18 protein-coding genes and 1 pseudogene are annotated in these 20919 nt (G+C 60.5%); 4 read left to right on the top strand and 15 right to left on the bottom strand.

The window, feature by feature from the left end; genetic code table 11:
* The first annotated feature begins 27 nt into the window (after positions 1-27).
* Positions 28-1461, top strand: coding sequence for an acyl-CoA carboxylase subunit beta (locus tag ACFWEM_RS26115; RefSeq protein ID WP_378538508.1), 1434 nt, complete (start codon positions 28-30; stop codon positions 1459-1461).
* A gap of 125 nt (positions 1462-1586) precedes the next feature.
* On the opposite strand, the gene ACFWEM_RS26110 is transcribed toward ACFWEM_RS26115, so the two are convergent.
* From ACFWEM_RS26110 to ACFWEM_RS26050, 13 genes and pseudogenes are all read right to left on the bottom strand, one after another.
* Positions 1587-2096: a DUF3145 domain-containing protein gene (locus ACFWEM_RS26110; RefSeq protein WP_378447935.1), complete on the bottom strand. Its 510-nt coding sequence runs from the start codon at positions 2094-2096 to the stop codon at positions 1587-1589.
* A gap of 128 nt (positions 2097-2224) precedes the next feature.
* On the bottom strand, positions 2225-3064 hold the full coding sequence (locus ACFWEM_RS26105; protein ID WP_378538505.1) for a serine hydrolase domain-containing protein: 840 nt from the start codon (positions 3062-3064) through the stop codon (positions 2225-2227).
* Positions 3065-3100: 36 nt separating this feature from the next.
* Positions 3101-4228: an NDMA-dependent alcohol dehydrogenase gene (locus ACFWEM_RS26100; RefSeq protein WP_378538502.1), complete on the bottom strand. Its 1128-nt coding sequence runs from the start codon at positions 4226-4228 to the stop codon at positions 3101-3103.
* Positions 4229-4551: 323 nt separating this feature from the next.
* A pseudogene (locus ACFWEM_RS26095) lies at positions 4552-5849 on the bottom strand (DUF222 domain-containing protein).
* A 66-nt stretch (positions 5850-5915) separates the two neighbouring features.
* Positions 5916-6590 (bottom strand): response regulator, encoded by a 675-nt coding sequence (locus tag ACFWEM_RS26090; RefSeq protein WP_378538499.1) that lies wholly within the window; start codon positions 6588-6590, stop codon positions 5916-5918.
* The gene (locus ACFWEM_RS26085; RefSeq protein ID WP_378538496.1) at positions 6587-7792 is read right to left on the bottom strand and encodes a sensor histidine kinase; all 1206 of its coding nucleotides are present in this window, start codon (positions 7790-7792) and stop codon (positions 6587-6589) included. Before ACFWEM_RS26085 ends, ACFWEM_RS26090 begins: the two co-directional genes overlap by 4 nt.
* Before the next feature lie 18 nt (positions 7793-7810).
* The gene (locus ACFWEM_RS26080) at positions 7811-10027 is read right to left on the bottom strand and encodes an MMPL family transporter (protein WP_378538492.1); all 2217 of its coding nucleotides are present in this window, start codon (positions 10025-10027) and stop codon (positions 7811-7813) included.
* A gap of 95 nt (positions 10028-10122) precedes the next feature.
* Positions 10123-11040, bottom strand: coding sequence for a carbohydrate kinase (locus ACFWEM_RS26075; protein ID WP_378538490.1), 918 nt, complete (start codon positions 11038-11040; stop codon positions 10123-10125).
* Positions 11041-11136: 96 nt separating this feature from the next.
* Entirely contained in the window at positions 11137-12231 is a 1095-nt protein-coding gene (locus ACFWEM_RS26070) for an ABC transporter ATP-binding protein (RefSeq protein ID WP_378538487.1), read from the bottom strand.
* 28 nt (positions 12232-12259) lie between these two features.
* The gene (locus ACFWEM_RS26065) at positions 12260-13126 is read right to left on the bottom strand and encodes a carbohydrate ABC transporter permease (protein WP_378538484.1); all 867 of its coding nucleotides are present in this window, start codon (positions 13124-13126) and stop codon (positions 12260-12262) included.
* Positions 13126-14076: a carbohydrate ABC transporter permease gene (locus ACFWEM_RS26060; RefSeq protein ID WP_378538480.1), complete on the bottom strand. Its 951-nt coding sequence runs from the start codon at positions 14074-14076 to the stop codon at positions 13126-13128. The genes ACFWEM_RS26065 and ACFWEM_RS26060 overlap by 1 nt, the downstream gene beginning before the upstream one ends.
* A complete protein-coding gene (locus tag ACFWEM_RS26055) occupies positions 14073-15425 on the bottom strand; it encodes an ABC transporter substrate-binding protein (protein WP_378538478.1) in 1353 nt (450 codons plus the stop codon). The genes ACFWEM_RS26060 and ACFWEM_RS26055 overlap by 4 nt, the downstream gene beginning before the upstream one ends.
* Before the next feature lie 63 nt (positions 15426-15488).
* Complete coding sequence (locus ACFWEM_RS26050) at positions 15489-16487, bottom strand: sugar-binding transcriptional regulator (protein ID WP_378538475.1); 999 nt, start codon at positions 16485-16487, stop codon at positions 15489-15491.
* A gap of 139 nt (positions 16488-16626) precedes the next feature.
* Here ACFWEM_RS26050 and ACFWEM_RS26045 point away from each other — a divergent pair, with 139 nt between their 5' ends.
* Together ACFWEM_RS26045 and ACFWEM_RS26040 are read left to right on the top strand one after the other, a co-directional pair.
* Positions 16627-17637, top strand: a complete 1011-nt coding sequence (locus tag ACFWEM_RS26045; protein ID WP_378538552.1) for an NAD(P)-dependent alcohol dehydrogenase — start codon at positions 16627-16629, stop codon at positions 17635-17637.
* 7 nt (positions 17638-17644) lie between these two features.
* Entirely contained in the window at positions 17645-19117 is a 1473-nt protein-coding gene (locus ACFWEM_RS26040) for a mannitol dehydrogenase family protein (RefSeq protein WP_378538472.1), read from the top strand.
* Here ACFWEM_RS26040 and ACFWEM_RS26035 read toward each other — a convergent pair whose 3' ends face one another.
* Complete coding sequence (locus ACFWEM_RS26035) at positions 19118-19636, bottom strand: DinB family protein (RefSeq protein WP_378538469.1); 519 nt, start codon at positions 19634-19636, stop codon at positions 19118-19120.
* Positions 19637-19753: 117 nt separating this feature from the next.
* On the opposite strand from ACFWEM_RS26035, the gene ACFWEM_RS26030 reads away from it, so the two are divergent.
* Entirely contained in the window at positions 19754-20095 is a 342-nt protein-coding gene (locus tag ACFWEM_RS26030) for a hypothetical protein (protein WP_378538465.1), read from the top strand.
* A 195-nt stretch (positions 20096-20290) separates the two neighbouring features.
* On the opposite strand, the gene ACFWEM_RS26025 is transcribed toward ACFWEM_RS26030, so the two are convergent.
* On the bottom strand, positions 20291-20725 hold the full coding sequence (locus ACFWEM_RS26025; protein ID WP_378538462.1) for a hypothetical protein: 435 nt from the start codon (positions 20723-20725) through the stop codon (positions 20291-20293).
* Positions 20726-20919: the final 194 nt, after the last annotated feature.

Raw genomic sequence — 20919 nt, 5'->3', positions numbered from 1 at the left:
CCAAGGCTCGTACTGAAGGAGGACGCGATGACCATCCTGGCCCCCGTGACAAAGTCCGAATCATCGACAGACCCGCGCGATCCTCTTGCGCGCCTGGAAAATCTGTTCGACCCCGGCACAACAGTGCCGCTCCACGCCCGTGACAAGTCCGGTGTGCTCGCTGCGTCCGGAAACATCGACGGCGTCCGCACCATCGCATACTGCTCCGACGCCACTGTCATGGGTGGCGCCATGGGCGTCGACGGTTGCAAACACCTCGTCAAAGCCATCGATACCGCCATCGAGGAAGAGTCCCCCATCGTGGGCCTCTGGCACTCCGGTGGCGCGCGTCTGGCTGAAGGCGTCGAGGCGCTCCACGCCGTCGGACTGGTCTTCGAGGCCATGGTCCGCGCGTCGGGTCTCATACCTCAAATTTCCGTCGTGCTCGGCTTTGCCGCTGGCGGAGCCGCGTACGGTCCAGCCCTCACCGATGTCGTGATCATGGCGCCGGAAGGCCGAGTGTTCGTCACCGGGCCAGACGTAGTTCGTAGTGTCACCGGCGAACAGGTCGACATGGTGTCACTCGGCGGTCCGGACACACACACCAAGAAGTCGGGTGTCGCGCACATCGCCGCACACGACGAGGCCGACGCATTGCACCGCGCACGACGCCTGGTCTCGATGATGTGCGAGCAGGGCGAATTCGATCAGCGGGCAGCGGAACTCGGCGACAGCGATCTGCGCGCCATGATGCCTGCGTCCTCAAAACGTGCATACGACGTTCGTCCCATCGTTCACGAAATGCTCGACAACGTCGAAGGCGAGTCGAGTTTCGAAGAACTGCAAGGCAATTACGCACGGAGCATCGTCACCGGTTTCGGCCGGATGGCCGGACGTACCGTTGGAGTCATCGCGAACAACCCACTGCGACTCGGCGGGTGCCTGAACTCCGAAAGTGCAGAGAAGGCCGCTCGGTTCGTGCGACTGTGCAACGCATTCGGCGTGCCGCTCGTGGTCGTCGTCGATGTTCCCGGGTATTTGCCGGGCGTCTCGATGGAGTGGGAAGGCGTTGTCCGACGCGGAGCGAAGTTACTTCACGCCTTCGCCGAGGCAACGGTCCCCCGCGTCACCGTCGTCACTCGAAAGATCTACGGCGGCGCATACATCGCGATGAACTCGAGAGCCCTCGGAGCAACGGCCGTATTCGCTTGGCCCAACTCCGAAGTTGCCGTGATGGGCGCGAAGGCTGCTGTCGGCATCCTGCACAAGCGGGCCCTCGCAGCTGCACCGGACGACGAGCGTGAAGCATTGCACGACCGTCTCGCTGCCGAGCACGAGGCAATCGCGGGCGGCGTCGACCGCGCGGTCGAAATCGGCGTCGTCGACGAGGAAATCGACCCGGCGAAGACTCGTAGCATCGTCACTGCTGCGCTCGCGTCTGCGCCGTCTGTGCGCGCACGGCACAAGAACATTCCGCTCTGACAACCCTGGACAACAAGGTGGGCCTCGCCGATACGGCGGGGCCCACCTTTGTCATTCAAGTCTTTGACATTCAAGTCTTTGTCGTTCAAGCCGCGAGAGCACTCAGGGTTCAGGATGGACCTCGGTCAGCTGACGCGCCTTCGCAGCCATGTCACTTCGGCACCTTCGCCTGAACTCCGGAAGGGTTCGAGTTCCTCGTCCCACGGTGCGCCTATTGCCCGACCGATTTCCGCGGCGATGTCTCCACCGGAATTCATGATGGACCGCAGCTTCATCTCCCCGACGACGACATCACCGTTCGCACTGGTGGATCCGCGCCACAAACCGAGACCAGGTACATGGCTGTACCGTTCGCCGTCGACGCCGTGACTCGGATCCTCGGTGACCTCGAACCGCAACATCGGCCACGCGCGTAGCGAATCGACCAGGCGGGCACAGGTTCCGACGGGACCTGTCCAATCCGTCGTTGCACGGAGAAGGCCGTCGTAGGCAGGCTGTGAGGTCCATCTGAGTTTGGCAGGGCTGTCCAACGTGGCGGACAGAGCCCAATCCACGTGCGGGCACAGCGCCGCGGGCGACGAGTGGATGTAAACCACACCAGTCGTCACGTCCGCGAATTGATTCATTTCGCGCACTCGAGCCTCCTGCTTCGACGAGGGACGTCTTCCCCAACGACCTCTGTCGAGTTCGTACAGCACGCTCGATTGAACAGTGTGCCTTGTGTTACCCGTGTTGCGCCAGTGGAAGGAGAGAAATTTGTGCTCTATCGAGAAACTTCGCCGATCACGCCGTCGGACAATTCAGTCCACAAAGGTTTGGCCCAGTCACCGAAGTCGCGATCGGTAAGTACGACGCACGCAGTATCAATCGCGGGATCGACCCACAGGAAAGTCCCCGATTGACCGAAATGACCGAAGGTTGCCGGCGAGTTCTCGAGACCAGTCCAATGCGGACGCTTGTCGCCGCGGATTTCGAATCCGAGTCCCCAGTCGTTGGGGCGCTGAGAGCCGTAACCCGGAAGAATTCCGTTGAGCCCCGGGAACTGGACGGTCGTCGCCTCGGCGAACGTCTGCGTCGAAACAAGGGCCGGTGAGAGCAGTTCAGCCGCGAACTTGGCCAAGTCGTCTGCCGATGCCTGCGCACCGTGGCCGGCCGGACCGACGAGAGCCGCACTGGTCATCCCCAAGGGCGCGAACACGGCCTCGGCCAGATAGTCGGCAAATTCGATCTCGGTCTCCCGGGAAACCAACTCGGCAAGAACCTCGAATCCCGCACTCGAATAGATCCGCTTCGACGCCACCGGCGCCTGAACGACACGTTCGGCGAATGCCAACCCCGACGCGTGCGCGAGGAGATGTCGAACCGTCGACCCTTCAGGTCCGGCCGGCCCGTCCAGCTCGACCGCCCCTTCCTCCACTGCGACGAGAATCGCGTAGGCGCACAACAGTTTTGTCACCGAAGCCAGAGGGAAAACGTGCGACTGATCGCCGCTGAAACCACGAACGCGGTCGCCCTCACCCGAGTTCTTCCCGGAGAGGACGACCGCTGCCGCATTGTCGACCGGCCACTGCTGAATTACGTCAAGACTGTGAGTACTGGGCACCCGATCAGACTACTGGCACAAGCGTTGCGCTTCCGATCACCAGTCAGCTTCGGTGTACCGGATGACGCCGCGGATGTTCTTGCCATCCAACATGTCCTGGTAGCCGTCGTTCACACCTTCGAGGGTGTAGGTCCGAGTAACCATGTCGTCGAGGTTCAGCCTGCCTGCCTTGTACATCGCGAGGAGGTTCGGCACGTCCTGGCGAGCGTTGCCACCGCCGAAGATGTTGCCCTGAAGATCCTTCTGAAGCATCGACATCAGGAACAGGTTCAGCTTTACGTCCATGTCCGTCAGATGCCCCATTGCGGTGACAACACAACGACCGGCCTTGGCCGTCAGAATCATCGCCTCTTCGACGTACTCACCCTTCATTTCGCCGACGGTGATGATCGTCTTCTGCGCCATGCGTCCATACGTGGCGTCGATGATCGGCTGAATGGCAGCGGCGGCGCTTTCGAACGCATGTGTTGCGCCGAACTTCAGAGCCTGCTCACGCTTCCACGGCACAGGATCGATGGCGAAGATGTAGCGGGCACCCGACGCAACAGCACCCTGCAGGGCACTGATACCGACGCCGCCAACGCCCATGATCACAACGTCTTCACCCGGCTTCACATCAGCGATGTGTGTTGCCGATCCCCAACCGGTGGGAACGCCGCAACCGACGAGTGCTGCAACCTCGAACGGAATGTCCTTGTCGATCTTCACAACCGACGACTGGTTCACGACCATGTAGGGCGAGAACGTCCCTAGCAGGCACATCGGGATCACGTTTTCGCCGCGAGCCTGGATTCGGTAGGTGCCGTCGCTGATGGCCTGGCCGCTGAGCAAGCCCATCCCGAGGTCACACAGATTCTGATGGCCGGCCGAACACGCCGGACAGGTTCCACAAGCCGGAATGAAGGACAGAACGACGTGGTCGCCGACCTCCAACCCCTTGACCTCTGGGCCGAGCTTGGTGATGACGCCCGAACCCTCGTGCCCACCCATGACGGGGAACGACGGCATCGGGGTCGCGCCGGTGACGATGTGGTGATCGGAGTGGCACATTCCGGCCGCTTCCATGCGAATCTGAACTTCGCCGGCTACCGGCTCGCCGATCTCGATCTCCTCGACGGACCACTTCTCGTTGAGGCCCCACAGGATTGCACCCTTGGTTTTCACGTCACTTCACCCTTTCATTCGCACACCCGCATCTATCTCTGTGACCATAGCCACAAATCTGCGAAATTGGAACGTGTTCTAACGAAAGATTTTGCGGTGCAGGTCAGCCGTCCAAATGACCTGGCACAACCGGCGCGGCAACGACGAAAAAATGACCCACTGAGTGGGACACGTCGGCCCGCCTCACCGAAATCACGGTCGCGCCGAAACCACGGTCGCGCCGAAACCACGGCCATCACGAGAGCACGCACCTTGGACTCCGCCTCCGGCAGTCAAGTCGGATGCGGAGCTTGGCGTGGGCTGTTGTGCCTGAGAAGCTGTTCTCAGGTTTTGAAGGTGGTGTTCGCCGGCCGGGGCTGCTGCCCCGGGTCGATCGAGGGCGGCGGGATGAACCACGGTTTGTTGTCGACGCCCATTCTGATTTCCCATTTTCCGACGAACCCGGATTTGCGGTGCATCAAGCGGTGATGTGAACGGCAGAGCAGGACCAGGTTGTTCATCACCGTCGGACCACCGTTCGCCCAGTGCCGGATATGGTGTGCGTCGGTCCAGGCCGGTACGCATGAACACCCCGGGAACGCGCAACCCCTGTCTCGGGCGATCAGGGCGACGCGTTGTTCGGCGTTGACCAACCGTTTTCCGGGTCTCGCATCCAACGGCGCCCCGTGATCATCGAGCAATACAGTCGACAGGAAACAATCACAGCCGAGAAGCCTCGTCTGCGAGACCGAGAGTGGCCCGAGCCACGGCATGTGCCCGACATCAAGATCCGACCGAGACTCTCCACCATCAGAAGGCGCGGCGGCGCAGTCCCGATGCTCAGCCAAATCGCGCGCGTTGATGTGCACGTTCACATGCGGTCGCTGACCACCATCGGTTCCTGTTTTGCGCAGTCGAGGTACCGGCGGATAAGTTCGGTGAACCCGTCCGCGGTCCGCTTCGCCGCCGACCGAGCATCCGGCGTTCCGTCCGGTGCTGGGGTGGGCATCGTCAGATTCGACAACGCCGAGAGCAGCATTTCGCCGGTGAGAGCGTCGAAATCACCGCGCACCACCACCCGACCATTAAGTGTCGAGGCGATCCGAAGCTCATTGCGATCGACATCTTCGGCAGGTGGAATCTCATCGGACTCGAACACCCGCTCCAACGTCGCGATGACATGCCGCACCTTCGTCGTCGTCGCTTCCACACCCGACGCAGCCGCCAACAACAAATCGATGCAGCGAGGGAGCGCTTCCTCCGGCATCCCCTTCGGCGGGGACTCACAAAACGCCACGATCAAGACGGCGTGATCGAACGAGCAATCCCCGCAATCGAATTGCGCTGCCACCGCGGGAAACGGCCGCAGCGCGGCGCCCAATGCGGCGATCTTCTTCCCGTCCCGAACCTGCAGCATCGTGTTTGCCGCCAACCATGACCCGAGGCCGCGGCTGGCAATCACCTGATCGTCCGGACGCATCGACAGTTCGTCCACCACCGCCACCCGCACCGCTTCCAGCCGCAGAATCTCCGCACTCGCCGACACCGCAGCCTCACGCAACTCGGCAGCAGATAACTGCCACAGGCGTCCGCGTAACCCCACCGCAGAACCCGACACCACGTCCGACAACAAAACAGTCATTGAATCCCCCGATCCCCACCCCCAACCGTACTCGAACACACATTCGAGTCAAGAGGGTTTCTCGAATCAGTCCACCGAGCGCCCCGGAACCACTAGACCGCATTGATAGGCCAGAACCACCAACTGCGCGCGGTCCCGAACATCAAGTTTTGTCATCGCCCGGTTCACGTGCGTTTTTGCCGTGACAGCGCTGATCACCAACTCCGTGGCGATCTCGTCGTTGGACATCCCCAGGGCCACGAGAGTTACGACTTCGAGTTCGCGCGGGGTCAATTGACCGAAGATCCCAGAAGTCGAGTCAGCCCGCGACGGGATGGAAAGGAATCGAGTAATCAACGCACTGGTCGCCATCGGCGACAACAACGAGTTGCCACTTGCGACCGTCCGAACAGCATCGAGCAGATCTTCAGCCCGGATCCCTTTGCCGATAAAGCCGCTGGCACCCGCCCGGATCGCCTGTGCCACATGCTCATCCACCTCGAATGTCGTCAGGATCAACACGTGTACGTCGGACAAATCCGGATGATCGGCGATCATGGCGGTTGCTTCGACACCGCTGGTGCCCGGCATTCGAATATCCATGAGTACAACGTCAGGTCGGTGTTCGAGCGCTGCCTGGAATGCCTGCTCTCCGTCCGCCGCCTCGGCGACCACCTCCATGTCGTCTTCAGAACCGATGAGCAGTGCAAGCGTTTGCCGAAAGAGCGCCTGATCGTCCGCCACTACTACCCGAACAGTCACAGCGATTCCTCACGCAGAGAACCGCTCGACACTGACACAAGCGGAAGTTGCGCGTCCACACGAAATCCCCCGTCCGCGCGGAATCCTGCTGACACTTCGCCTCCCATTGCCTGAGCCCTCTCCTTCATTCCGAGCAGTCCGTACCCGGGTGGCGAAGTCGAAGGCACTGCTGTTCCGGAGTTTTCGACTGTCAGCACCAGAACCTCAGCTTCGTACGACAACGACACGGTGACGGCTCCTGGCAGCGCATGCTTGCTCGCATTCACGAGTGCCTCCTGGATAATTCGATACGCCGTGAGATCTACTGCAGGTCCGAGTAGGCGCACAGAACCCACAGTGCGCACCTCGATTTCCATTCCTGCACTGACGAATTGATCCACCAGTGCCGGTAGATCCGAAAGCCCCGGAGCCGGCTTCATCGAGCGATCGCCGTCCTGCGCATCACGGAGGACACCAACGGTGGCCCGAATCTCGTCCAGTGCGGCCTTGGATGTTTCTTCCACTCCGCGTAGTGCAGTCGTCGCTTTCTCCGGGTCCTTCCCGATCAGGTGCGACGCGACCCCAACTTGCAGATTGACCAATGCAATGTGGTGCGCGACGACGTCGTGCAGGTCTCGCGCTATCCGCATCCTTTCTTCGACGACCCGGTGTCGAGCCTCGTCCTCGCGCATTCTTTCCGCTTGCACCGCACGCTCTTCGACGGACTCCAGATATGCACGGCGAGAACGGACCTCAGCGCCGGCGAAACTCGCCATCAGCAACCAAGACAACAACCCCAGCGCTTCCTGTAGGAGGTTGTTTCCTACTCCCAGGAAAATCGTGACAAGCATCAGCGATCCGACTGTGATTGCCGCTGCGAAAAAGGTCTTCCGGCGGTCACTCGTGCTGGCAACGTAATAGAGGCATACCATCGCCGCCGAACCTGTGCCGGCATTCGGCGGCGCCGACAGCGCAATCATCAAAACGCCGAGAAGCACTGCCACCGCGAGTGCCGAGAACGGATAGCGCCTTCGGAACACGATGGTTGTGGCTGCAATAGCTGTCACGACAACTCCCACAACCGTGACCTCGCGGGTCTCATTGCCGTCGAGCGCGATGCGGTGCGCCGTCCACGTGGCAAGGAGCACGAGGATGGTCAGTGTCAGGTCAATGGTGCGCGGGTGTTCCGCACACCATCGACCCCACGTCGAAGTCGAGGTCATCGATCTACCGTATCCGGATCACACCGACAACTTGTCGTTCGCGGGCTCAGTGGAATCCTTCGAATCTGCGAGCAGCGCAGTCAACTGCTCCCCCTCGACATCGACGTTCGGGACCAACCGGTCCAGCCAAGCTGGGAACCACCATGCCTTCGAGCCCAACAGGGACATGACGGCCGGAACGACTGTCATGCGAATCACGAAGGCGTCGAACAGAACCGCGAACGAGAGTCCGAGTCCGATCTGCATGATGAAGGCGTCGCCACCGAAGATGAAGCCCGCGAAAACGGCGATCATGATGAGCGCCGCGGCCGTGACCACTCGGGCGCCCTGGTCGAAACCCTTCACGACTGCTTCGTCCGGTCCGTCGCCGTGGACGTACGCTTCACGCATTCTGGTCACCAGGAACACCTGATAGTCCATCGCCAACCCGAAGACGATGCCGATCATGAAGATGGGCAACATCGCGACAACTGATCCGGTTTGACCTTCGATTCCGAGAATCCCGGCGAACCAACCCCACTGGAAGATCGCGACCAGCACACCGAACGTCGCGCCGATGGAGAGCAGAAATCCGAGAGTTGCCTTGAGCGGTACCAGTATCGAGCGGAATACCAACATCAAGAGGATGAAGGCGAGGCCGACGACCAATGCGAGGTAAGGAACCAGGGCATCGGCCAGGCGGTCCGAGACGTCGATCGTCAAGGCTGTCTGGCCGGTGACCGACATCGTGGCCCCGGTCTCGTCGATCAGCGATCCGGCGACCGCACGAATATCGGCGACGAGCGCCTTGGTTGCCTCGGTTTCCGGGCCACTCGACGGAACCACTGTGATGACTGCTGTGTCACCGGCCTGATTGAGCGCGGGCGGCGTCACTGCCGCTACGTCGGGCAGAGCACCGAGTTTTTCCTGGGCCCCACTCAATGCCGATGCCGGATCTGCGGCGTCGGCAACGTCGACGACCACCATCAGCGGACCGCTGAACCCGGCACCGAATCCCTCGGAAAGTCGGTCGGTGGCTCGGGCGGCAGTGGTGTCGGGCACCGGTGGGCTCGCCAAGCTCAGGTTGATGCCGAAGGTGGGGATCGCCAGCAATCCCAGCCCGAGAACTGACGCGAGCAAAACCGGAACTCGACGCCGGATCACGAACTTGGCCCATCGCGAGCCTGCGCCTTCCTTCGCTTTGCGATGCGTCAACTGACCACCGGACGCAAGCAGGCGACGATCGGATCGGCTCAGAACGCGCGATCCTGCAAATCCCAGCGTGGCGGGCAGCAGAGTCAGTGAAATCACCACGGCAACAGCAACTGCGAACGCTGCAGCCAGACCCATGCTCGTCAGGAACGGGATGTTCACAACGAACAATCCTGCCAATGCGATGAGTACGGTCAACCCCGCGAACACTACGGCCGATCCCGCTGTCCCGGCTGCGCGGCCCGCTGCGATTTCGGGATCATGTCCGTCACGTAGTTCTGAGCGGTAGCGCGAAACGATGAACAGCGAGTAGTCGATCGCCACGGCCAGACCCAGCATCATTGCCAGGACGGTTGTGCTCGAACCCAATTCGATGAAGCCCGTTGCGATGGTAATCGTGCAGATCGCGATGCCGATGCCGATGAGTGCACTGATCAACGGAAGCCCTGCCGCCACCAACGAACCGAAAGTGACCGTCAGGACCACCGCGGCGATCGCGACGCCGATCACTTCGCCCATCGATTCGGCACTGCTTTCCATCAGCACGTTGCCGGCGACATCGACCGCCAGTCCTGAACCCGCAGCGTCGTGAACTGCGGACTCGAGCAGTTCTTTCGAGCTTTCCGGCAAGTCCATCGAGTCGGCGGTATAGGAGACCTGCATGTATCCGATCGTCCCAGTCGACGACACTCCTCCGGAGGCATACGGATCCGATACCGCTGCAACCTCGGGATCCTTCCCGAGCGCAGAGACCAAGTCACTGACGGATTGTCGAATCGCCGGATCGGTGAGCGTCGTGCCCGCAGGAGATTCAAAGACGATGCGAGCACTGGCTCCGTCGGTGGACGATTGCGGAAATCTCTCAGCCAGAAGATCTTGCGCCGCTTGCGATTCGGTGCCCGGTATCGACAACGTGTTGACCGTCGGACCGGACAGCGTTGCTGCGCCCACTCCGCCCGCCACCAGCAGGACGAGCCAGAAGCCCACCATTGCCCAGCGACGCCGAAACGCGAGTCGCGAGAGTTTGTACAGGAATATCGACATGCGTATCACTGTGCCGATACACGACCCCGTCGCACATCGTGCACAGGTAGACACTTAAGCGTACTGCGCTCGCAGTAGGGCGGTGGTCCCCAGGGCTAGCCGAGCAGGCCCAACTCCCTCGACCACGGCGGATCCGCCCCCGGTCGCGACACCGTGACGGCTGCCGCGCGCGCAGCGAAGATCAACGCAGCCGTCCAATCGGACTCGGAAAACCCACGCAGAACGGCGGCGTCGAGTGCGTCGTGTCGATCAAGGTAAGCCAACAGGGCTCCGTGTACCGTATCGCCCGCACCGATCGTGTCCGCGACGTCAACCGCGGGCGCCGGCACCGAAACATCGAGTTCGCTGGTGATCAACCGCAACCCATCACCACCACGGGTGAGCAGCACGGCGCCGACGCCTTCGTCCAGCCACTCGGTGCCGTCGACCGAACCCAACCACTGGGCGTCGTCGTCGCTCACCTTGAGAATGTCGATGGACGGTAACCACGACCGAAACCGTCGTCGATAGGCGTCTGGATCGGCGATCACCGCCGGGCGAATGTTGGGGTCCACCATGGTAAGTCGACCGCGGGCATGAGCTTCGTGCAGCATCGCTTCGTAGGCAGAGGCGCCGGGCTCGAGCACCAGCGACAACGTTCCGAACGAGAACGCCCGAGCAGAGGGAAGTTTCGGCAGCGCAAACTGTCGATCCGCCGTTCCCTCGAGATAGAAGGAGTACCGCGCTCCCCCGTCCGCAGCAAGATTCACGACGGCCAAAGTTGTCGGCTCGGGTCCGCGTTCGACTCCGGTTGTGTCTACGTTCGACGCGGCCAGCGAGTCGATCATCCGATCTCCGAACGCGTCGGTGGACAAGCGAGAGACGAATCCCACGTCAGAGCCGAGTCGACCTAGTGCGATCGCAACGTTGAACGGCCCCCCGCCCAATTTGGGCGAGAAGTTATCCCCCACCGGCACCAGATCGACCAGTCCCTCGCCACACACCACGACGGATCGTTCGCGTGTATCACTCATCGGTAGACCCTAACCTTCTTGCCAATCGACGATGGATGTGACCTGCTCGGCACGAACGAATTCGGGTGCCGAGCAGGTCACGATTGTGGAGGGGGTTCAGCTACCCACGCGCTCGCCGGTTGTGGGGTCGAAGAGGTGAACAGGACCGTCCACCCGCTCGAATCCGAGCGTCTGGCCGTACTGCAACTTCGATCGCCCGCCGGTGCGTGCGACGAGCGAAATCGGATCGGATTCCGTGCCGGGTACGTGCGCGTAGATGTACGACTCGTTGCCCAGTTCCTCGACCAGGTCGATCTGAGCTGCGATTCCGTCTCCGGCCGCGACCACCTGGAATTGTTCAGGCCGAATTCCCACGGTGACCGAACTCAGACCGGCTGCGGCGATTGCCGTCATCTGCTCGCGGTCGAGCGGAACTTCGACGGCACCGAAGCGGACGCCACCCGAACTGACCGGCACCGTCACCAAGTTCATTCCCGGAGATCCGATGAATCCGGCAACAAACGCATTGGCGGGCCGATCGTAAAGTTCAGTCGGAGAGGCGAACTGCTGCAACTTACCGCCCTTGAGCACGGCCACGCGATCACCCATCGTCATCGCTTCCACCTGATCGTGTGTGACGTAGACGGTGGTGGTTCCTAGACGTCGCTGCAATGCCGCGATCTGCGTGCGAGTCTGGACGCGCAGCTTGGCGTCGAGGTTGGAAAGCGGCTCGTCCATGCAGAACACTTGCGGTTCACGAACGATGGCGCGGCCCATCGCAACTCGCTGCCGTTGACCGCCGGAAAGCTTGGCCGGCTTGCGGTCGAGATACTCCGTCAAGTCGAGAAGTTTGGCCGCTTCCGCAACTTTCTTCTTTCGCTCCTCGACGGGCACACCGCGCATCTTCAGCGCGAACCCCATGTTCTCACCGACGGTTTTGTTGGGGTAAAGCGCATAGTTCTGGAAGACCATCGCGATGTCACGGTCCTTCGACGGTACATCGGTCATGTCCTTGCCGTTGATGGTGATCGCGCCCGAATCGATGTCCTCGAGCCCCGCCAACATGCGTAGTGCCGTGGACTTTCCGGAACCCGACGGACCGACGAGAACGATGAACTCACCGTCGTTGATGTCGAGATCGAGTGAATCGACAGCGAGAGTGCCGGCACCTTCGTAGATGCAAGACGCTTTCTGGTACGAGATTTCAGCCATGACGAACTCCTGAGAAGGGTGAGGAGAATTATTTGATTGCACCGAAGGACAGGCCGCGCACCAGTTTGTTCTGGGCGAACCAACCGGCCAAGATGACGGGCAATGCCGCCATGGTCGCTGCCGCGGACAGCCGAGCCCAGTACAGGCCCTCGCCCGTGATGAACCCGACCAAGAAGACCGGAATCGTTTGTGCTTGAACAGCTGTCAGATTGACGGCGAAGAAGAACTCATTCCACGAGAAGATCACACAGATCAGTGCGGTGGCAGCGATGCCGGGTGAGATCAGAGGCAGGATCACCTCGCGAACCGACGTCCACAGGCTGGCACCGTCCATGCTTGCCGCCTCGAGAAGTTCGCCGGGAACCTCCAGAAAGAAGGAGCGCATCATCCACACCGCGATCGGCAGATTCATCGAGGTGTACAGGATGACCAGGGCCCAGATGTTGTCGAGCAGGCCGATGTCGTTGACGATCACGTACAGGGGCACGATCGCTGCGACGACGGGGAGCATCTTCGTACTGATGAAGAAGAACAGAACGTCCTGGGTCTTGGCGACCGGCCGGAGCGACAAGGCAAATGCCGCCGGAACACCAAGTAGCAGAACCAGAATGGTCGACATTCCCGTGGCGAAGGCAGAGTTCGCCAGTGTCGTACCGAGGCCGGAGTCGAGGACGGCTCGGAACTGCTCGAGGGTCGGGGTGAAGAACAGCTTCGGCGGATCGGTGTACGCGTCCGCCTCGGTCTTGAACGCGGTCAGGACCATCCAGAAGACGGGAAAGAAGAACCCGAGGGCCGCGATCCACGCCACGACCGACCACGGACTGAACTTACCGCTCTTTTTCTTCTTGACGACGGGCTTGTCGGTCGTCGCACTTGTCGTCTCTACGGCAGTCATCACGCCGCCTCCTCGTTGCCGGTGAAGCTCTTGAAGATCAGTCGAAGCGCAAGCGTGGACACGATGATGGTCGCGATCACTGTCACGACGCCCATCGCCGCGGCTTGACCGACGTCGAAGCCGAGGAACGCGCGCTGGTAGATGTAGAACGGCAGGTTCGAACTGGCCACGCCGGGCCCACCCGACGTCATCATGTACACCGCGTCAAAGGTGTTCACGAGGTAGATCGCGCCGAGAACTGCACCGAGTTCGATGAATCGACGCAGGTGCGGCAGAGTCAGTTCGCGGAACATCGCAAAAGGCTTGGCTCCGTCCACCCGTGCGGCTTCGAGGATGTCTCGGGGCATGGACTGCAAACCGGCCAGAATGAGCAGCATCATGAAGGGCGTCCACTGCCAGATCAGATTGATCATGACCGCGGCGAGCGGAAACTTGCTGACCCAGTCGACCTGGCCGACACCGAAAGGCTGGAGGACGAAGTTCACGATACCGAATACCGGATCGAACATTGTTGTCTTCCATAGCAATGCACCAGCGACGGGAGTTATGAGGAAGGGCGTGATCAGCAGCGTTCGTACGATGCCGCGACCGAGGAAGGCTCGGTCGAGTAGCAGCGCCAAGGCGAGTCCCAGGATCACCGAAACGATGACCGTACCCACGATCATGATGACCGTGTTGACCGCGACTTCCCGAAACTGACTGTCCTTGAACACATCGATGTAGTTGTTGAACCAGTTGAAGTGCCGCGATCCCGGCCGGACAAGATTCCAGGATTGCGTGGAGTAGTAGAGAGTGAACAGAAAGGGAATCTGCGTGACGACGATCGAGAAGATCAACGCCGGCAGCAACGGACCTCGACGACGCCAACCCTCGGCACGAGAGATCTTCTTGTCGATACGAACCGGTGGTGCGTCGTCCACCATGGATCTGAGCTCAGCAACCGTAGTCATCGGTTCTCCTGATAGGTCTTGCCGACCACCTCGGCATACTGCTGCGATTGTTCGAGTGCTTCTTTCACACTCTTCTGACCCGCGATTGCCGCACTGATCTGCTGGCTGACGCGAGTGCCCAGATCCTGGAACTCAGGGATGGTGAGGAACTGGACGCCGGTGTATGGAACCGGTTGCACTGTCGGGTTTTTCGGGTCTGCATTGTTGATCGATTCGAGGGTGATCGGACCGAATGCCTTTGCAGCTTCCTGGTACTCCGGAATCTCGTAGGTCGAAAGACGGCTTCCCGGAGGGACTCTCGACCAACCGAGTTCAGTGCCGACTTTTTGGATGTAATCCTTGTTCGTCATCCAGGAGATGAACTTCCAGGCATCGTCTTTGTTCTGTGCCGACTCCGGGATTCCGAGCGCCCAGGTGTAGAGCCATCCGGGATCGGACTTCTCGACCTTCGGGGCCTTCGCATATCCGATGTTGCCGACCACCTTCGACGATGCGGGATCTTCGAGCACCGACACAGCCGAGGTCGCGTCATACCACATCGCCGTGTTGCCTTGCGCGAATTGTGTTGCGCATTCGCCGAACCCACTTGTTGCAGGCCCCGGCTGGCCGTGCTCCTTGACGGTGTCCACGTAGAACTGAACGGCCTCCTCGACCTGCGGACTGGTCAACTGCGCATTCCAGTTCTCGTCGTACCAGCGTCCGCCGAAAGTGTTGATCACTGTGTTGAGCGGCGCGAGAACCTCGCCCCAGCCCGGCTTTCCTCGCAGGCAGATTCCGGACATCTTGGCATCAGGGTTGTCGAACTGCTCTGCCCAACCTGCAACTTCCTGCCACGTCGGGTCTTCTGGAACTGTGATCCCCGCCTGATCGAACAGGTCTTTGCGATACATCAGGAACGACGACTCCCCGTAGAACGGCACCGCATACATGCTGTCCTCGTACGACAGTGAAGCCTTGATGGACGGTATGAAATCGTCCTCGTCATAACCTGGTGTCTTGTCCGCGTACTCGGACAGGTTCGTGAGCCAACCGTTCGCGGCCCACTGGGGCGTCTCGTAGTTGCTGATCATCACGACGTCGAACTCGCCGCCACCGGTGGCCGTCGACGCTGTGATCTTGGCGCGGGCCTGGTTCTCGGAAAGGCTGACGAATTTGAGGTCGATGCCGGGGTTCTCGGCTTCGAAAGCCGGAGCCAATTTGATGGCGTCCTGCATCTGCGAGTTCGACACCATCGCAATGGTGACTGTTCGTTCGCCGGAACCACCGAGCGCACCAGCACCCGCACATCCCGACACCAGGAGGCAGAGCGCCGCAGCGGCAGCGCCCCACACTCGTCTTCCTGTTTTCACGGATTACCTTCCTTCACACTTGCGTGTCAGTCGCGCGCTCGGACAGCGAAACTCGTGAGAGCGCTACCCTTCGAGCAGCCACTGGGCGCACTCGACATCGGTGACGAGTACGTTTGCCAAACCTCCGCGCAATGCGCCCAGAACGGCCTGGCGTTTGTGTGTTCCCCCCGAAATCAGAATTGTCTGATCGCAGGATTTCACTGCGTCGAGCGGGACGGAGACCGTCCGCTCAGGCAGTGGCCCCTCCACTGGATTTCCGTCGATCGTGTAGAAACGGCCGCCGATCTCACCGACAGCCCCTCGACTTTCCAACTCGTCCAGCATGGTCGAGTCGACGAAACTGCCGGCAAACAAAGTCGTGGCCGTCGAAACAGCACCAACTCCGAAAACCATGATGTCGGAATCTGTTCCAGCCTTCAGTGCCTTCGAGATGACCGAGTCGTTTCGCATCGACTCCACCGTTGCTGGATCGGCATATAGCGGAGCATTGAGGCGAATAGGATTGGCCTGCAACTGTTGTGCGCATCGGCCGATGGTGAAGTCGACACCGGTTTGGTAGTCGGTCACCGTCATGGAGCCGTCAAGTTGTACCACAGCCGAGCACTTCGCCGCCCTGTCTGGCAAAGAACCTGCTACCGCAACAGTTTCCGGGCCCCACGTGAATCCGAGCACGCTCGACGGCTGCAGGCGGCGAACCAGAACTTCCGCTGCACGTCGGCCGAGCGCATCGAAGTCCGGATCGTCCGAGTCCGAATTCGCTTCGGGGACAATCAACACTTCGGCCAACCCGAAGTGCTTCTCCAGCTTCGATTCCAATTCCGTGTTCACCGAACCTTCGAGCTCGGGCGGAACCAAAATCTCGACCCTGACCAAACCTTGCGTCCGCGCCCTGGCCAACAGTCGCCCGGCCGTAGGCCTCGAGACGCCCAACTTCGCTGCAATCTCCGCTTGAGTAGCGCCTTCGAGGTGATACATGGTCGCAGCCCGCAACGCGAGCCGCACATCCTCGGAAGCAGGCAACTTCGACGGCTTGAGTCCTGTGGGCTGAGCCGACTGGTTCACACGGTCTCCTTGTGCATCAGGTTCAAAGTTTCTCGATCGTGAGCAAATGCTCACTAGATGTTCTTATGCTCATTAAGCTAACATCTAGGTTGTGACCCACACAACAGTTTCCGGAGAATCCTTCGATCTACCTGCGACAATTCGGGCAAATGTCCTCATTCAGACCGGGAAGATGCAGATGGTCGAGAGACCGCGACCGTCCCCGAAGGCCGGTGAAGTTCTCGTCCGCATCCACGCCGTGGGCGTGTGCGGGTCGGACGCGCACTACTTTCGCGAAGGCCGCATCGGCTCTTACGTCGTCAACGCACCCCTCGTTCTCGGACATGAGGCAGCGGGACGCATCGCCGCAGTCGGCGACGGCGTCGATCCGGGACGCGTCGGGCAGCGCGTCTCCATCGAACCTCAGAAGCCTGATCCGACAAGTCCCGAATCAAAGGCAGGCAGATACAACCTCTGCCCTCACATGGAGTTCTTCGCAACACCTCCGATTGACGGTGCACTCACCGACTACGTCACGATCGGTGCCGACTTCGCCCATCCAGTCGCAGATTCGGTGTCCTACGAAGCAGCTGCGCTGTTCGAGCCACTGTCAGTAGGGATCGCCTCAGCCCAGAAGGCAGGGATCACGGCTGGCTCTCGAGTGCTGATCGCCGGCGCCGGTCCGGTAGGAATCGTGACGACGCAGGTGGCCAAGGCATTCGGCGCCACGGAAGTCATCGTCTCGGACATCGATGCGGCCCGGCGTGATGTGGCACTGAAATTCGGCGCAACTACGGTCGTAGATCCCCGCGAAAGCGACCTACGCTCTCTCGCCGTCGACGCATTCATCGACGCTTCGGGTGCCACGGCCGCCGTAATCGACGGCATTCACGCCGTTCGGCCGGCTGGGACAGTCGTTTTGGTCGGAATGGGTGCCGACGAGATTCCGTTGCCGGTCCCGATCATCCAGAACCGCGAACTGATTCTGACCGGGGTATTCCGATACGCCAATACGTGGCCGATCGCCGCCGCACTGGTCGCCGCCGGCCGCGTCGATCTGGATTCGATGGTCACTGCACGCTTTTCACTCGAACAGTCGCAAGAGGCCCTGGTGGCCGACCGCATTCCCGGCAGCATCAAAGCCGTAGTCATCGTCGCCGAAGGAGACTAGAACTTTCATGGAACTCAATACGAAGACCTTGCACGACTTCGACACTTCACTCCAAGTGCCGAACTACGACCGGAGCAAAGTCACTACCGGCATAGTGCATTTCGGTGTCGGCGGCTTTCACCGTGCACACCAGGCCATGTACATCGATACTCTCCTGCGACGTGGCGAGGGCTTCGACTGGGGAATCTGCGGTGTGGGAGTGATGCCGTCGGACAAGCGAATGAGAGACGCACTCCGAGCACAGGACGGCCTCTACACCCTGGCACTCAAGCATGCAGACGGAACGCTCGAGGGCCGGGTCATCGGGTCGATAGTCGAGTACCTGTTCGCTCCAGACGATCCGCAGGCGGTGATCGAGAAGATGGCATCCGAATCGACGAAGATCGTCTCCCTCACCATCACCGAGGGCGGGTACAACATCTCGGACAGCACGGGAGAGTTCGACTCGTCCAATCCCGATGTGGTGCACGACCTTGAACCAGGAACACTCCCCCGCACCACCTTCGGTCTGATCTGCGCTGCACTCGCACTCCGTCGAGACCGGGGTCTGACACCGTTCACGATCATGAGTTGCGACAACATCGAAGGCAACGGATCAGTCGCGAGGAAGGCTTTCGGAGCCTTTGCTGCCCTGAAGGATCCCGAACTTGCGGAGTGGATCGAGAAGAACGGCGCCTTCCCCAACTCCATGGTCGACCGGATCACACCCGTCACGACAGCCGAGGTAACCACGGAGATCGCCGAGACGTTTGGCGTCGAAGATCAGTGGCCGGTCGCGGCGGAACCCTTCACCGCGTGGTTCCTCGAGGACGAGTTCACATCAGGCAGGCCCCCTTTGGAGAATGCCGGCGTGAATCTGGTGCCGGACGTTCGCCCGTACGAACTCATGAAACTGCGCCTTCTCAACGCCAGCCATCAAGGCATCGCGTACTTCGGCTACCTTGCCGGATACCGCCTGGTCCACGAGGCATGCCAGGACGAACTCTTGTCAGGGTTCCTGCTCGACTACATGAATCTCGAAGCGACGCCGACCCTTGACCCGGTACCCGGCGTCGACCTCGATCAGTACAAGAAGACCCTCATCGAACGATTCTCGAACCCTCACGTCCGCGACACGATTGCGCGCCTGTGTGCCGAGTCGTCCGATCGAATTCCCAAGTGGCTGTTGCCCGTCATTCGGGAGCAACTCGACGCCGGCGGATCGATCAACCTGTCCACGGCCGTTGTCGCCAGCTGGGCCCGCTACGCCGAGGGCACAAACGAGAATGGCGACCCCATCACCGTCGTTGATCAGATGGCGGACACTCTGGTACCTCTCGCACAAAAACAGTCGAGCGATCCACTGGCCTTCGTCGGGAACCGCCAAATCTTCGGCGATCTCGTGGACGACCGCCGATTTGTCGCAAGCTTCCGAAAGACTCTCGACTCGTTGCACTCCGTCGGAGCCAGAAAAACTCTCGAGGAGGTACGTGGGCTCTGACTACGCCGATACGTCGTTGAGGTGATGGATCGGATCGTGAATGAAGTAGGCCGCCAGCGATTCGACGGTGAACGCCGATCCGTCACTGCGGAGGCCCCGTCGTTGGCGGCCACCCTCCGGCACGGTTTCGAAGGCGTTCGCGATCTCCGCAGCAGCGTCCGACAATTCCGATGCCACCGTTGCCGGATCTTGGTCGTTGTATCGCTCGGCCTCAGCTGTTGCGTCCTGATCCCAGTTCTCGAATCTCGGATCGTCGAATTCGAGCATCTGTTCCAACCGCACCTTGAAGATCCTGAACACGTCGCGCACGTGGGCGGAATATTCCAACGCCGACCATGTTTCGCTGTCTGGCCGCACCGTCACGTTCTCGCGTTCGAGCACTTCAGCCCAGGAGGCGGCGTTGGCACGCACCAGATCGGGAACGTCCGTGAATGCGACGCTGGATGAATCGAACCCACACTCGGTGCAAGGGCGTTCGAGGACCCAGGTCCAATTCTTTGTATCCGGGGTGATCGGCATGGATCGAGAATAGTCCGCCAGAGCGGAGTCAGGCTGTTTTGCTTGGCCGATGAAACGAATCGTGCTCAGTATTGCGAATTTCCATAATCGTTTGCGGCATCTGGTTTGATTCGAAACATGCGCTCTTCGCTCGCCTTGGCCATCCTCGCCGCCGGCTTGATGATTGGGGGTTGCGCGGCGCCGGCGGTGCAGCAACCCGACACCGCAACGACAACCACCGAAACGGGCGGAACGTGGGTCCGAAGGCTCGACGTACCAGATTCCATCGAAAAGATATGCCAGTCGATACTCGGACTGGCCGAAGAATTGGGACGTACTCCTAGCGATTCCATGTCGCCGATCGATCGAGTCCGCGAATACATGAGCGGACCATACCGCGACTGGAGGGGATTCGACGCTGAGGGGCGTCAGCGCATCCAGGACGCCTTCGAAGCAGCGGAATCGGGATCTTGCGGTTGAGCAACGCGGGGCGTCCGGTTCGCCTATCGCACAACGGAATTACAAACACCGACGTATGAATGTCATTCCGTTGGTGACAAATATTCGTCCGCCTGCGACGGGTCGGTCACTGGAAATTTTCCCAGGGCTTTCAATTCAACTTCAAAGATTCTGTGACGCGATTGTGGCCGAGGCTTCACTTGGTCTCGTCAATCCTCACATGAAGGGCGTCGAGTCGACATGTACCCCTTCCGAACGCAGTAAATGCTCGGCCGCGCGAATCAACAGCGAAAGAGATTCGTACGAGAGTCCCTCGGTTGCGTGCATCAACCTGTCAGGCGCCGGAATTGACCGGTCGCCGGGCGCACCCTCGGATCTCCGCGCAGAAAGCACGGTCGAGAGTTCACGTTGATTCACGACCTGACCTGTACTGTCCGCTCGCTCGAACATGGCATTCAGCCGCTCGACCAGCTCCTGGCCTTCATTCGATCGAATAGTGTTGCCGAACAGCCTGTTTCGTTGTTCAGATTTGGCACCAGTCGGGATCGAGTCCTTGATTGTCACAGCGTGTTCTCCGTTACGTTGACCTGTCAGGTTGACCAGGGTTGCGACCCGACACAAATTCGCCGAGCCCTTGTCTGCGCCGTCCAACGACGTCGTGCCCATCGACAGCAAAGCGATCCCCCGGCGCCACCGACTTCCGGCAGCGCGACCTCGTAGTTGCTATTTGTTCACACTCTATCGTTACACTTTAGCAACAACTGTAACTCATCGGCAAGTGCTTTGTTCCGATTGCCCGGTTTGATCACAGTGCCGCAGAAGCAGCAGCTGTGGCGAACATGCCG

Source organism: Rhodococcus sp. NPDC060176 (assembly GCF_042728675.1).
GTDB lineage: Bacteria > Actinomycetota > Actinomycetes > Mycobacteriales > Mycobacteriaceae > Rhodococcus_F.
The sequence above is the reverse complement of the archived record's forward strand: the minus strand, read 5'-3'. Positions and strand labels throughout refer to the sequence as shown.

Bases quoted from the DNA above. Each gene is read 5' to 3' on its own strand.
- ACFWEM_RS26115 (WP_378538508.1), top strand. From the start codon at position 28: ATGACCATCCTGGCCCCCGTGACAAAGTCCGAATCATCGACAGACCCG.
- ACFWEM_RS26085 (WP_378538496.1), bottom strand. From the start codon at position 7,792: ATGACCTCGACTTCGACGTGGGGTCGATGGTGTGCGGAACACCCGCGC.
- ACFWEM_RS26080 (WP_378538492.1), bottom strand. From the start codon at position 10,027: ATGTCGATATTCCTGTACAAACTCTCGCGACTCGCGTTTCGGCGTCGC.
- ACFWEM_RS26075 (WP_378538490.1), bottom strand. From the start codon at position 11,040: ATGAGTGATACACGCGAACGATCCGTCGTGGTGTGTGGCGAGGGACTG.
- ACFWEM_RS26070 (WP_378538487.1), bottom strand. From the start codon at position 12,231: ATGGCTGAAATCTCGTACCAGAAAGCGTCTTGCATCTACGAAGGTGCC.
- ACFWEM_RS26065 (WP_378538484.1), bottom strand. From the start codon at position 13,126: ATGACTGCCGTAGAGACGACAAGTGCGACGACCGACAAGCCCGTCGTC.
- ACFWEM_RS26060 (WP_378538480.1), bottom strand. From the start codon at position 14,076: ATGACTACGGTTGCTGAGCTCAGATCCATGGTGGACGACGCACCACCG.
- ACFWEM_RS26040 (WP_378538472.1), top strand. From the start codon at position 17,645: ATGGAACTCAATACGAAGACCTTGCACGACTTCGACACTTCACTCCAA.
- ACFWEM_RS26035 (WP_378538469.1), bottom strand. From the start codon at position 19,636: ATGCCGATCACCCCGGATACAAAGAATTGGACCTGGGTCCTCGAACGC.
- ACFWEM_RS26030 (WP_378538465.1), top strand. From the start codon at position 19,754: ATGCGCTCTTCGCTCGCCTTGGCCATCCTCGCCGCCGGCTTGATGATT.